At 37.2% G+C, this 14216-nt stretch carries 12 protein-coding genes and 2 tRNA genes; all 14 read right to left on the bottom strand.

Going from position 1 to position 14216, the window contains the following annotated elements:
- Window positions 1–103: 103 nt before the first annotated feature.
- Window positions 104–1690, bottom strand: a complete 1587-nt coding sequence (locus DKM50_13030) for a transcription termination factor Rho (protein ID PZM77395.1) — start codon at window positions 1688–1690, stop codon at window positions 104–106.
- Between the two features lie 57 nt (window positions 1691–1747).
- Window positions 1748–1834 (bottom strand) — tRNA-Leu (locus tag DKM50_13025).
- Window positions 1835–1846: 12 nt separating this feature from the next.
- Window positions 1847–1934: transfer RNA gene (locus tag DKM50_13020), tRNA-Leu, on the bottom strand.
- Between the two features lie 69 nt (window positions 1935–2003).
- A complete protein-coding gene (locus DKM50_13015; protein PZM77394.1) occupies window positions 2004–2423 on the bottom strand; it encodes an acyl-CoA thioesterase in 420 nt (139 codons plus the stop codon).
- A gap of 60 nt (window positions 2424–2483) precedes the next feature.
- Window positions 2484–3482 (bottom strand): RNA polymerase sigma factor RpoD, encoded by a 999-nt coding sequence (locus tag DKM50_13010; protein ID PZM77393.1) that lies wholly within the window; start codon window positions 3480–3482, stop codon window positions 2484–2486.
- A 436-nt stretch (window positions 3483–3918) separates the two neighbouring features.
- On the bottom strand, window positions 3919–5244 hold the full coding sequence (locus tag DKM50_13005) for a hypothetical protein (GenBank protein PZM77392.1): 1326 nt from the start codon (window positions 5242–5244) through the stop codon (window positions 3919–3921).
- The gene (locus tag DKM50_13000) at window positions 5192–6007 is read right to left on the bottom strand and encodes a hypothetical protein (protein ID PZM77391.1); all 816 of its coding nucleotides are present in this window, start codon (window positions 6005–6007) and stop codon (window positions 5192–5194) included. The genes DKM50_13005 and DKM50_13000 overlap by 53 nt, the downstream gene beginning before the upstream one ends.
- A 65-nt stretch (window positions 6008–6072) precedes the next feature.
- Window positions 6073–6600 (bottom strand): hypothetical protein, encoded by a 528-nt coding sequence (locus tag DKM50_12995; GenBank protein PZM77390.1) that lies wholly within the window; start codon window positions 6598–6600, stop codon window positions 6073–6075.
- A gap of 58 nt (window positions 6601–6658) precedes the next feature.
- Window positions 6659–8797, bottom strand: coding sequence for a hypothetical protein (locus DKM50_12990; GenBank protein PZM77389.1), 2139 nt, complete (start codon window positions 8795–8797; stop codon window positions 6659–6661).
- A gap of 125 nt (window positions 8798–8922) precedes the next feature.
- Window positions 8923–9315 carry a hypothetical protein gene (locus DKM50_12985; GenBank protein PZM77388.1) on the bottom strand — a complete coding sequence of 131 codons (393 nt, stop codon included), beginning with the start codon at window positions 9313–9315 and terminating at the stop codon, window positions 8923–8925.
- A gap of 12 nt (window positions 9316–9327) precedes the next feature.
- On the bottom strand, window positions 9328–9783 hold the full coding sequence (locus DKM50_12980; protein ID PZM77387.1) for a hypothetical protein: 456 nt from the start codon (window positions 9781–9783) through the stop codon (window positions 9328–9330).
- 94 nt (window positions 9784–9877) lie between these two features.
- The gene (locus DKM50_12975; protein PZM77386.1) at window positions 9878–11050 is read right to left on the bottom strand and encodes an rRNA adenine dimethylase; all 1173 of its coding nucleotides are present in this window, start codon (window positions 11048–11050) and stop codon (window positions 9878–9880) included.
- Window positions 11038–12789: an aldehyde ferredoxin oxidoreductase gene (locus tag DKM50_12970; GenBank protein ID PZM77385.1), complete on the bottom strand. Its 1752-nt coding sequence runs from the start codon at window positions 12787–12789 to the stop codon at window positions 11038–11040. The genes DKM50_12975 and DKM50_12970 overlap by 13 nt, the downstream gene beginning before the upstream one ends.
- Window positions 12790–12917: 128 nt before the next feature.
- Window positions 12918–14156 (bottom strand): LL-diaminopimelate aminotransferase, encoded by a 1239-nt coding sequence (locus DKM50_12965; GenBank protein PZM77384.1) that lies wholly within the window; start codon window positions 14154–14156, stop codon window positions 12918–12920.
- Window positions 14157–14216: the final 60 nt, after the last annotated feature.

The following is a 14216-nucleotide window of genomic DNA, read 5'->3' as shown; positions in this document are numbered from 1 at the left end:
ATAGGGAGCGACTCGTCCCTATTATAATCATCCCAATAGGGATACTTTATTGCCTGAACTCAATGTTTATCAGCGCTAAAACTCATAATTAGAACTGCTGGTACTAAGTAAAGATCGCAGAGGTAAGAAATTCTTCATTATTTCTAGTATGTTTAATAAGACGGATTAGTTCTTCAGCTGCGCTTTCATTATCGATATTTTTTCGTAATAAATATATTTTCCTAAGTTCCTCAGGTCCTATCAACAACTCTTCTTTTCTTGTACCTGAAGCGACAATATCCATAGCAGGGAAGATTCGTCGGTTTGCAAGCCGCCTATCAAGATGAAGTTCCATATTACCAGTACCTTTGAATTCTTCGTAGATAACGTCATCCATACGACTTCCTGTATCAACTAACGCGGTAGCCAGGATTGTTAGGCTTCCACCTCTTTCTATGTTCCTCGCACCACCAAAAAACCTTTTTGGTTTATGCAACGAACTCGGATCAAGCCCTCCGGATAAAGTCCTGCCGCTTGGTGGCATAACAAGGTTATAAGCACGAGCTAAACGAGTAATACTATCGAGCAAGATAACAACGTGCTCACCAAACTCAACCATTCGCTTGGCACTTTCCAGAACTAACTCAGACACCTTTATATGCCTCTCCGGTGGTTCGTCAAACGTAGAACTAATAACTTCACCTTTAACCGACCGTTCCATATCTGTTACTTCTTCTGGTCTCTCATCAATTAAGAGAACTTTTATGTGTACCTGAGGATAGTTAGTTGTGATGCTATGAGCAATTTCTTTCAATATAGTTGTTTTACCGGCTTTTGGAGGAGAAACAATCAAGCCTCGTTGACCTCTACCTATTGGAGCTATCAAATCGATTAATCGCCCTATAATTCTATCTTGGGACGTTTCCATCTTTAGTCTTGAGTCAGGATAAATCGGAGTTAAATTGGCAAAAAGGGTTCTCTTCTTTGCAAGATCAGGATCTTTGCCATTTATGGTTTCCACTTTTACCAGACTATAATAGCGCTCTCCGTCTTTTGGAGGACGAACCTGACCTGAGACGACATCACCCATCGAAAGACCAAACCTTCTAACTTGAGTCTGAGATACATAGATGTCTTCTGCACTTGGCAAATAATTATTAGTACGAAGGAATCCAAATCCATCCGGCAAAATGTCCAAAACACCTTTGGCGAAAATATATCCATTTTTTTCTGTTTTAGCTTCAAGAATTTTAAATACTAAATCATTCTTTCGCATTTGCAAATAATTCGGTATTGACAATTCTTCAGCGATTTTATGAAGAGACGCAATATCTTTTTGCTGCAATTCAATGATATCCAGTTTTTCAACACTGCCGTCCTTCTCCATATTATGGTTATTACCTATATTATATTTTTTGGGCTTATTTTGCTTTGATCTATCGATATTTCGTTGTTCTTCATCCCGATTGCTAGCGTCCCGAGAAGCAGTCTCTTTATCAGGTCCGCTATTATTGTCCTGGCTCTTTTGAGAGTAATCATTTACCCTTTCATAGCTGTCAGGTTCAGTTTTATTCTCTACTCGGTATCCAGCATTACTTTCGTCACCATTAACTTTTTTGACTATTTTCGCCTTTATTACCTTTGTATCCTCTTTTTCTATTTCAGCACTAGGAATTTCTTCTTTGTCTGGAGTTCTTTTTCTTGGAGTCATTTAAAAACCTTCCTTTTGTATATTAAATTTCATTGAGAATCTACCATGAGTGTAACATGGTGCCGAAAGCCGGACTCGAACCGGCACCCCGAAACCGAGACTAGACCCTGAACCTAGCGCGTCTACCAATTCCGCCATTCCGGCAACCTATTATTCTGGTGCCGAAGACCGGAATCGAACCGGTAAGAGGATAAACCTCATTGGTTTTTGAGACCAACGCGTCTACCAATTCCGCCACTTCGGCATAAGTAAAGCTTGCTAAAAGAAACAAACAGATTAAGGTATAGTTATATTGCGTTCCCGAATAATAACATTATGTCAAATCAATATTTTCTGTAATTTTTTCTCTTATTTTATTAGGAATTTGTAAGAGCTTGCCTTTATTATCGATAAAAGCTAATTTTGTATATGCTTTTGCCAACTCTATTTTACCATGCAAAACCTGGTAATAAAACTCTAGTTTTACTTTATTCAATTTTACATGATTAATTTTTATTGTCAATAGCTGATTAAAATGAGCAGGCCTTATATAATCACATTCTATTTTTTTAATAACTATGAATATTCCGGCCGCTTCAAGTTCTGCGTAATTTATGCCTAACGAGGAAAACAACTCTGTTCTTGCTATATCAAACCATACAAAATAATGAGAATGATAAATTCTACCACCCTGATCTGTCTCATTATACCTCGTTTTTACATCAATTGAAAACTGATAATTTTCCTTATTCAATTGCTACTTTTCACCTTCAAATAAGATTCTTTTTTGAAATCCCGGAATTCATTTCTATCCTTAATTATTACTTAGATAACAATAGAGATTTCCCGCACAAGGAGATTCTTTAATCTTTTTAAATGCCCCCATCTCAATTTGCCTTATTCTCTCTCTGGTCAAGGAGAACATCTCACTAATTTCGGACAAATTCTTAGGAGTATCGCCATCTAGTCCAAAATGTTTTGTAATGATAATCTTCTCTTTATCATTCAAAATATTGAGAGCTTCTTTTATATCATTAACCATTTTTTGCTCAATTACAATCTCTTCTGGAGTTCGCGCCTTGTTATCTTCAATAATTTCACTCAAAGCACTACCATCATCGTCATTCAGGTTCATATCAAGTGATATTGGACTGATCTCTGCCGACAAACACTGTTCTACTTTCTTTATACTCATCTTTGCTCTTGCTGCTATTTCTTCAATTTCGGGATCACGCCCCAGTTCTTTTGTTAATTTCTTTGAAACTTGTTTGATTTTATTTATATTCTCAACAACATTGACCGGAATTCTTATTAATCGTGAATGATTAGCAAGATACCTGCTTACCGATTGGTTTATCCACCATGTTGCGTATGTAGAAAACTTAAAACCTTTTTTGTACTCAAACTTGTCAATTGAATGCATCAAGCCGAGAGTACCCTCTTGTATCAAATCAATAAAAAGACCGGATTTGATATACTTTTTCGCTATACTTACAACTAAACGTAGATTAGATAAAAGCAACAGATCCCTTGCTTGTTTATTTCCGCTATCTACGAGTTCTGTCAACGTTATCTCTTCATCTCTAGTCAGCAATGGAATCTTGCCGATTCTATCCAAATACCGCTTAATTATGTTGTTCTCTTCATTGACATCGTAGCAAACCGCTTCTGCATTCTTTACTCTATTTTTTACCTGCTTTATGGGCTGAAGTAGTGATTTTTGCTTTCTGATTACCTGGAACTTTTCGCTTTCGAGTATTTCTTCTGATATCTCAACACTAACTTTATTAGCCTTTTCCATCGATAACGTCACAATTACGCCTCCTCTTATATCAATCCTAATTGAATAGCTTCCCTTAGGTTTTCTAGATATATTTTGTAGTTAAAATAGTTTATTTCTAGAATGAGAGAGATTCTATTAAGAATTTCTTCTTCCATAAAACATCGCCTCCAGACATAAACATGCATAAGGAGAATATAAGAGTGGATTAATTTAAAGGAACTACCTCAATCATTCGGTAGTTTCAAGGCTTCCGTCAAGCGGTCCGGCCATTTTTTTATTCCTTCTCTTAACTCTCACTGGGATTATCGGTATAATTTTTACATTACTTTAGCTGATTTTTAAATTACCTAAATAAATACATAAATAACGACAACAAAATAACGATGTCTCGATATATGCCTTATGTCTTTGGTTCAAATTAAATTGCAAATACAAATGAATATAAACTTATACCAATATCAACGAATTACATCATATATGAGCCGGAAAATGTTACAGAAAGATTCTTCATATCAGCACTGAATGGCAAAAGTACTCCATATTCATCTGACATATATATTTTGCCTTTTCCAAAGGAATAATCAATTCCTAATGATAATGAAGAAAACTCAGTCTCCCATCCAACGGAAAAAGTCGTACCCAGCAGATCAATGTCTTTTGCACCATTAGATGTATAGGCTAAAGACGAATTATTCGCATATACCCCGAATCGGATAGGTGTATTAAGCGTTAAATAATACTCAAGCCCCGTTGCAGCATTAATCATCTCCTTATTACTAAAATATTTTCCCGGGGCATTATAGGGAAAATACCAAGAAATATCTGCAGTCCATAATAACGAGGGCGATACAAAAAAAGCCATTCCGGAAGTTAAAGACAAAGGAAAACTTCTATAGCCTTGCGAGAGTAAGTCTATTGTGGTTTCGGTATATTTTGGAAGAGCCGGGGTATCTACATCACTTGTCGCAATCATGTCCTGACGTTTAGCTTTTGCATAAAAATCAATTCCCTCTTTGAGGACCAGACTAACTGAGAGTTGTTTTGAAGGCATGTACTGTGCACCGAAAATCCCCATCATACCATAGGAAGATTCTTCCCAGTATACGTTTTGCCATTGCCATACATTTGAACCCCAGTTGCCAATCTGGTTTTTATAGTTTATCCATTGATTATCTATCCACTCTCTGCCAGTTGACGTAACAAAAACACTTGCGCCCAATGCAAATGAATCATTTATCAGCATACCGACTGACGGCCCTATCATGTAAAATAATGATCTTTCATCATAATTTCTCAGAAATTCGGTCATATTAGCCGAGTTATTCGTATCAAAGCTAGTCAATGTATCTTGATTAAAAACATCAGCCTTTGGCGTAATTACTGAAAAAGCAAATTTAAACTGGTTAAAATCCTGCAAAATCCCAAAATAAGTTGGAATAAAAGCCGATGAATTAGAATCCCAATCTCTTGATCCCTGTTTGGGAGTAAGTCTCAAGATGTTTTTATATTGAGATGATGAATATTTATAAGTGTTAGCGGATATGGATATATAAGACTTATCGGAGAAAGCCAGTCCGGCTGGATTATAGAAAGCGCCGGAGGGATCATCAGAAATAGCAGAAAAAGCACCGCCAAGGCCGCTAGCTCTTTCGCCAATAATAATATCATTGTAGTGGTACTGTTCGGCATTACAAAAAGAAAATAAACTGAATATTATACCAACCAATATTCCAGCTATTCTATATTTTTCTTGAAATATGCGACTGGAATCTTTCACGTAAGTATTCTCCATTTTCAACTTCTCCATTCAATAAATCGTTGATTTTAGTTATTCGTTCTTTCATCGGCGGATGGGTACTTGAAAACTTTTCGTTACCAAGAGAATCAATACCAGCAAAACGAGTGAGAACTTCCTTATACGCGAAGCTGCTATACCCAGTATTTTCTAAATAGAAAACTGCTGCAGCATCCGCCTCGTATTCATCTTTATACGGGAGTCCACTTTTGAAAAGGATCTCAAGTCCCTTATTGACTACCTGATTAAAAGCCACACTGAAAGATACATTTCTGCCTCCTATCATTTTAGCTAAAATTGAATCAACAGAGTCTGATTTCTTCTGTACAACAGCATTATATATATGCCGGCAATTAACATGGGCAATCTCATGGGCCAATATTGAAGCTAACTCAGCTTCATTGGAGAGCGACATTATCAATCCTTTTGTCAGGAAAATATAACCGCCTGGACAGGCAAAAGCATTGATTGAATCCGTATCAATTACAGAAAAATAATAGTTTAGCTCGGTCCGCCCATTGAAATATACAACAGAATTGCCAACAAGATTAATATATTTAATAAGCTCTTCATTATTATAAATTCCATACGTTCCGGCAATCACCGAGGCAATTGATCTGCCTAGCTTAATCTCATCTTTAATATCACTTTGTTGATCAGAATAACATAGAGGTGCGATAGTTAACATGATTAATAGTGATAAAATGATGATGAGCCTATGAAACACGAGCCCTAATCCTTCCAAATTAAAAAAGTTCATATTCAGAACCCGCGCTGAGCGCGGGCCATTTGTTATTTGATAGAAGCTAATCAATATTACCTCGATTAGTGATTATGATGATTCTTATTCGCCTCGGATTTATCTAACTTGCCTTCTTTAATAAAATTTTTAACTTCATTTGGAGATACTTTTTGATCTTCCATTTTCATCACTGCTTCCAAGTCCGCGTTTACCGATCTAGTGGTTGACTTGCCATCTACTAACCCTCTAGTGGAGGCTGCAGTTGAATAGGCACTTGCTCTGCGTCGAGCTTCCTTTTTTAAGTTAATCTTCATACTTTCTACATCGGCCTTCTCCTTAGAAGGCATTGATTCGCTCACCAGGTATTTATTAATCCAACCGGTCTTACTATCATAACTTACTTTGATCCACATATCCTTAATCTCGATCACCTGTAACTCCTGGCCTTTTGTCAAATCTGACAGCACTTTCGACTTAGAGCTCTGCTCTTGCAACAATTGAGCATTTTTACTGAAAACGTAGACTTTTTTTGCTTTAATCTTTTCCTCGGAATAGGCATTTATATTAAACGCTATTACTAACATAACTACAAATATCACTTTCTTTATCATATACTCACCTCCTTTTAATAATTATATCGTAATAAACCTTAGATTAACATTTTTTATTCTATTTTGTTTCTAATATACATATCCCATCCCAGCAATCTTCAGGAGGATTAGCTATATAAGTAACTATCCTTTTATAGTATATTTTCGCTAAGGCATCTCCAGGGTATGTATCCATGAACGCGAGTAGCAATAACTCGGTCCTATTCCAGTCTCTTTGCAGGTAACTTTCAAATATTTTGTTCCACCCTTCAGCAATGTGCGTCTCTTCTTTCTTCAAAGGTTCATATATTGCTATAGGATTAAGCTTCCCCTTAACCCTTACATTGTCGAGAATACGGCAGGGAAAAATATCTTTAATATACGCATAGGTAAATTCACTAATTACTATCTTCGCACTATAAACTTTGCAGAGGCCTTCAAGTCTCGAAGCGAGATTAACGTTATCTCCTATTGCAGTATAATCAAGCCTCGTACTTGATCCGATGTTACCGATTATAGCTTCGCCCGTATTAATCCCTATCCCGATCCTAAGGTGAGGATATCCATCTTTTTTCCATTTTTCATTCATAACCACCATCAATTCCTGCATCCGGAAAGCAGTTTCCACTGCTCTTAACGAATGATCCTCAATAAGAATGGGAGAATTCCAAAAAGCCATTATTGCATCACCAATCATTTTGTCGAGGGTTCCACTATTAAGGTGGATCGAATTAATCATCACCTCAAAATACTCATTAAGCAGCTTCACTACTAACTCAACCGGATAATACTCCGAAATTGTTGTAAAACTTCTAATATCACTAAATAGTATCGTCGCTTCAATTTTCTTCCCTACCTCAGGTTCTAAATCCCCATACTTTCTTAAGACTTCATGCATCACTGCCGGTGCAAGATATTTTGAGAAGGTCCTTCTTATTCTTAATTTTTCTTTAGTTTCCGTAAAACTAATATAGATTAGCGAAATTAAATACGCCATGACAGCTGTGAACAGTACCGGTGTAATTGGCAAGTAGAGGTTAAACCGTACAAAAAGAAATCTAGATAATATCCCATAGCATAGCAATAAAATGACCGCTATGAAATATTTAGCAATGTGCGAAATATACACTATCGAAAAAGTAGTTATCACAGCAATTATTATCACAGAGATAATCACATACTTTTTATCTATAGATAGCATCAGATCATGATTAAGGATATTTGACAGCAAAGTGGCATGCAGTTCCGACCCTGCCAGGGCAACATTTATTGGCGTGGCTTTTAGATCGTTCAACCCTACTGCGCTCGCCCCAATAATTACTATAGAATCTTTAAATATTGAGGGATCAACAATAAGATTATTAATATCTCCTTCAATAATTTGCTGCCATGAAGCCAATATTCCACCAATAGAAAGTATCTCGTGATCAGATGGATACCAATTAAGCAACACTTTTCCGTTGCTCCGGAGAGGAATAGTGAAATTCCCTATCTTAAGGGTATGCTTGTTTAAATGGACCTCATGCGTGTTACATAGCTCCATCAAAGCAGATAAAGCCAAAGAAGGATAATAATGATTTCCGAATTTATAAATAATTTCTGCCTGCCTGTGGATGCCATCAGAATCTTTATTAAAGGTATATACAGGAAGCGATTTTGTTGAATCTACCAGCTTCGGAAAAGGAAGCATATAGCTCTTATATTGCTTAAATAAAACCTCATTTGAATTGCGAATATTGAGACTGAATTTTTTGTTTATCAATTCTGGAAGGGTTTCATGTATTAAACTTTTTTCGGTTTCATCGACAAAGTTCATTCCCAGATGAACATTTCCGGATTCTTTTATCGCTTGAGCAAAAACATCGTCATTTTTTTTATCAAGATCCCCTTCAATAAAAAAAATATCGAAGTATATTGCCCGAGGATTTCCCATATTTATAAAACGAATAATATCCCTATAAATGGATCTTTTCCACGGCCATCGCCCTAATTCAGGGCTTAAGCTTTTTAACGAAGCATCATCAATAAGTATAACTTTTATTCTGGAATTTAATTTGACGTTTTTTCGATAGGTTCTGGAATAATGATCATATATATCCATATCGAATTTTTCAAAATATCCACAAGAATAGAGAATAAAAGAAAAAATCATTACATAGGAAATGATGAAAACAAGCCAGAAACTTTTTTTCTTTAAAATACTAATTACAGGTCTCATATATCCCTATTTTTCAAAAAAAATGTCGAACACCTTTTTAGACGTCAAACATGCGGTATTTTTTATTTATTATCATGAATAATTAACTTTTTGAAGCTAATTTGATAGATCTTTCACTGTGAAAATTATGAATCCCGATTATTCGTCTCTTTTTTTGCGAGGATTTTATTTAAATTCCTTAGTTGCCTGGACAGGTTACTTATTACCAGCTTCGCAAGTTCTTGATATATTCCAACAACGTTTATAAATTGCTCTTTATCCCAGACATATAATTTCACGTCAGTTAAAGCAATTACAGTTTCTAAGTGCTTTTTTCTATTCACAAAATTCGAAGTTATCCCAATCAAGTTATCTTTCTTAATATTTTCTTTATATAAGATATTCCCATCCTGTTCTATTGATCCAGACACTAGTCCTTCAACAAGATAGCAAATCGCATTACTGACCGGCAAATTTTCTTGAAAAATCACCGTTCCTTTTTGATATTTTTTTTCTTCACCACGTATAAGATATCTCATAAATTAATCCTGTTAATAAAGTATTTCAGCAGAGTTTCTTAAATCTAAATAAGCCAGGTATATTCTATTTGATAATGACTGAATAATCTTGGTTGTCCATTTAGGATGCAGCTGAAATATCATATCGAACTGTTCCCGATCTAGAACCAGCACTTCTGAATCTGTAGCTGCAACCACACTTGCCGATCTCGGCAGGTTATCAAAATACGACATTTCTCCAAACATTTCGCCATCAGTCAATAAGGCTATAGCTTTTTCATCTTCAGTTCCGATATCCTTTACAATTTTTAGAGAGCCGGACACAACCAAAAATAGCTGATCTGATACATCGCCTTCTTTGACAACTAGTTCTCCAGACGAATACTGTTTTCCAAGCCTGGAAAATATTTCCTTTTCTCTAGCGATTAAATCATCACCAAAAGCCAGATTATATAGTATTTCATCTAATTGTTCATCAGATTCTTTCATACTTATTATTTATATCACATTCGGATAGTTATCTACAAGATATTTAGCAATTTGGTGCTTTTTTTTCGATCTGATCCCAGGTACCTATAAGGATTTATTCTTTCAAAGATAAAAAAAACGCTTCTCTAGCCCTATTCTCTATAAAAACCATGGTGCGGAATGGAGTGACAAAGTCGTTAATTCCAACCGAAAACAATCCATGTCCATAAACAATTGCCCCCCGATTATTTTTTATGTTCACAGGCAAAGTATTGCATAGTCCATAAACTCCGGTACCAACCTCCCCGGGAACTATCGGGATATCATCTAAATACCTTTTCCGCGAGCACCTAATATGGCATTTTCCCAGGGACTCACAGACATAATTATCACAGCACATAGAAATAATGACTGAAAACTTCGGATGTCCATGTAAAATTACATTATAATCAGTTGAGGTGACAATTTTGCGATGAGCAGAGAATTCAGAAGAAGCAGTCAAGGCGATTGAAGATGAGTCATCCATCGGACAAGGGTCAATACACCCATTGAGTTCATCAAGAGAGCTCCCGGTCTGGCTAATGTAAAGAGTTTTGCCTGAACAATAAGAGAGGTTACCAAAGAAAGAATCTACCAACCGGTTTTCTACCATCAGGTTTCCAGTTTCTACCATACAACCATAGGGGTCTTCAGTAAGTGTCAGTTGCTTGCGATAAAGCTCTGATAAAGAAATAGTACCATCTTCAAGTGGAGGAGAAAGCAATTCAATCACTTTTTCAAAAACAGCTTGTTGTTCTTGATCTACAGTTTTTTGTTTAACGTTATTGTAGTAATCAACAAAAAACTTAACAAAACAAGAAAAACAAACCGAGCTATAGGTCACAAAGGCCTGTTCAGGACTAACTGTTCCATAAGTAATTATCCCTTTATTTTCGATGATAACGGCTTTTCTTCGTTTCAGCGCTTCGACAACCTTACACTCATCGAGCTCGTTTAACACCGGCAAATCATGAAGAAAAGTTCTGGTCTCACAATCTTTTGGGTAGATAGCTCCGTAACTTTTACTTGCTAAATAGTTGATTATTGTCCTGTAAGGTTCATCGGGCAAAGAAAAAAGCAGTGAGTTAATAGTAAGGTGACGAAAAAGAGTTGTAAAAATCTCATGATGCTCTGTTTCAGTTCTATTCCATACGATCTGCTCATCAATCCCGGCAAAAAAAACATCTTCGGCGTTAACTAGACCGCTCTTAATCAATTTATTCACATATTTTTTGATTAATCGTTCCATTCGAGCCCTAACGCTAAAGCTTTCTCTTTAAGTGGCTGACCATCTTTATTAAGACCTCGAACGATATAATATTTACGTCGTGCCTCCAGAAATTCCTTCCGATCAAGAGCTAATATCTCAACATTATTGCCAGAAGTCCCATTTTCTTCAAAAAAACGCATCGGCAGGTCATCTTCGTCTTTAGAAAAACCGAGTTTTGCATTCATAACCCGCTCATTGTAATAAATGCGCTCGCCAACGTTAAGCAGGTCTTGTGCTGACATATCCACCGCAGTAACGGCCCTTAATACCCGAGAGTACTCCTCCAGGGTAACAGCAAAAAATAGAAATTTACAGGCTATCAGGGAATCAGCAATAGCGTTTAAATCCTCAGACATTTTGATGACTCCGGCCTTTGCGCTAAAAGTAAATCTATCAATAAGAACCGGCTTTCTCAGTATTTCATAGCTTATAGGATATGAGCTTAAGTGACATCCTCCTCTAGTCGATAAAGCATATGATAATGCCATCCCATAGGCTCCTCTCGGATCATATGCCGGCAATTCCTGTTTTTTCACTGACATTGATGTTGACATGCACCCCTTGGATAAAGCATACCGATAGGAACCCTGTCCCAATTCTTTTCCGATACCTCTCGATAGGCCTATATCTTCCAGAAGTTCGAGGATCGCTAATGACGATATCTTTTTACCGGTTATTTCGCTATAACTGGCAATGGTTGCGGCTGCGGTTATAGAATCCATCCCTAACTCGTTACACAATTTGTTAGCAGCAACAACACAAGCGATATCTTCATTTTCCAGCAAAGCGCTGAAATGAGACATGGTTTCATATTCAGGAATATTGTCGCCTTTTGTGGTACTTTTCTTGCACAAAATATGGCATCCACGGCATCCAAACTTTTTAGGGTTATATTTTTCTTTATATGCGTGAGCATTCATGGACGAAGAGCTTTCGAAATATGTTTTTCTAAAATTTGCAGTGGGCATCATCCGCCGACTTGATATCAGGTCATATAACGCACCAGTCCCGTAATTGGAAATACCGAACTCACCTTGCAAAATCGGAGAAGCCGAGGTTAATCTATAGATATCTTCATTTGCTTTTGTGAGATCAGACAGATCGTTGACTAAGAGCTTTCCAGTCCCTTTGACCGTGAGATATTTAATTTTTTTCTTCCCTAACACTGCGCCAAGTCCATTCCTGCCGGCAACAAAATGCTTATCAACAACAATACTCGAAAATAGCACTCCATTCTCAGCCGCCGGACCAATAGCAGCGTAGGCTCCCTTGCCGGATAGGCTTTCGCTGACTTCGATCGTTTTATACCCTTTTAGCATTGACGAATTAACTATGGTGACGTTTCCGTCTACAATTTCTATCCCGCATAAATAATCACTTTTACCGGTGATGATAATACCATCCCACCCAGCTTTTTTTAACTCAGTACCGAAAGCTCCACCCACGGAAGAGTATCCGATTGTACCTGTTAATGGTGAGCGCGACATAATGGTAAGGCGTCCGGATGATGGAGCGGAAGTTGCAGTCAAAGGACCAGCAAAAAAGCATATCGGTGTAACAGGATCATACCATTCCCGGGTAATATCCTGGCTTAAAAAGTATCCGGCAAGACCTCTGCCTCCAATGTATTTATGGTAAAGCTTATTATCGGGAGTCTCAACTGCTATCTCGGAGGTTGATACATTGATCTTGAGAATCTTCCCGGTCCACCCGTACATCTATGAACTCCTAATGACTGGTCTACTTTTGCGACATCGTAACACAATGATTCTTAAAAATATAGTAGCCAATCCCGGAAAATAATGAGAGAAAAAGTTGCCTGATATTATCAAACCTACCTGTTAGTTTAAAACTCGAATTCTATGCCAGATAGTCTTTTTTTGATCTCACCGATCACGCGTCTCTCTTCAACTTCATCCTTAGCGATGAACGTTGCTGAAAAACGAACAAAATGACCTGCATCGTCCCAAGGCACTGTCGAAATCAGCTTTTCAGTAATCATATATTGAGAAAAATCTTCAGCTGATTCGAACTTAATGCCACCTTTTATTCCTTTTGGGACCTGTACATAGAGGTAAAAGGACCCTCGAGGTTTCTCAGCAGAAAAGCCAGCCGAACACAAAGCTTCAGCAAGAAATCCTAATCTCCGCGAATATTTTTCACATGTTTTCTTTGTAATCTCAGGATGATCTAAGCAATATATGCCAGCATATTGTATCGCTTTGAATTGTCCGGAATCATTATTGTCTTTCACAGCAGCAAATGCCTTAACAACCTTTTCATTCCCCACAACATAGGCAAGGCGCCATCCTGTCATATTATAGGCTTTTGACATCGATTGGATACTCACGCCAACTTCTTTCGCACCTGTTACGGACAAGAAAGAAAGCGGTTTTTCTCCATCGTAAACTAGTGCAGAATAAGCCTCATCGGATACAACAACAACATTGTTCTCTTTTGCGAACTCAACAACTTTTTTATAAAAATCAGGTGTCGCAACAGCGCCACATGGATTATTAGGATAATTGATGTAAAGAAGCTTTGCTCTCTTTTTCTGATCTGCAGTAAGAGAATCCAGATCGGGCAAAAAGTCATTCTTTTTCAAGAGCGGAAGATTAACTACTTCTCCTCCCAGCCATTGTGTCACAGTACCAAGGACCGGATAGCCCGGAACTGTCATAATCGTAATATCGCCAGGGTTGATAAACGCATAAGGCATAAGGGCTAACGCTGGTTTCGAACCAATAGCATGATTAACTTCATCGATCGAGTCAATGCCTTCTACTCCATAAACACCCTTTAAGTACCTGACAACAGCATCTTTGAATTCCTGCATCCCATTATCAGCATAGCCACGGTTTTCATAATTCTTTGCTTGTTCGGAAAGCACATCAATCACTTCTTTTTCTGCCATCCAATCTGGTTCCCCAACCCCCATGTCGATCAATTCAACACCTGGATGAGCTTCTAGCGCGGCTTTTTTAGCACGTTTAATTTTTTCAAATTTATAAAGTACTGTTGATTTGCCAAATTGATTACCACCTATTCGCTGTGCAAATAGGTCCTGAATATATGATTGTGTCATAACTATAATTCCTTCCTGGGATATTTCGGCAAAATAAATGTACCCGAAAGGTTATTTTTT

Source organism: Candidatus Margulisiibacteriota bacterium (assembly GCA_003242895.1).
Taxonomy (GTDB): domain Bacteria; phylum Margulisbacteria; class Riflemargulisbacteria; order GWF2-39-127; family GWF2-39-127; genus GWF2-39-127.
The sequence above is the reverse complement of the archived record's forward strand: the minus strand, read 5'-3'. Positions and strand labels throughout refer to the sequence as shown.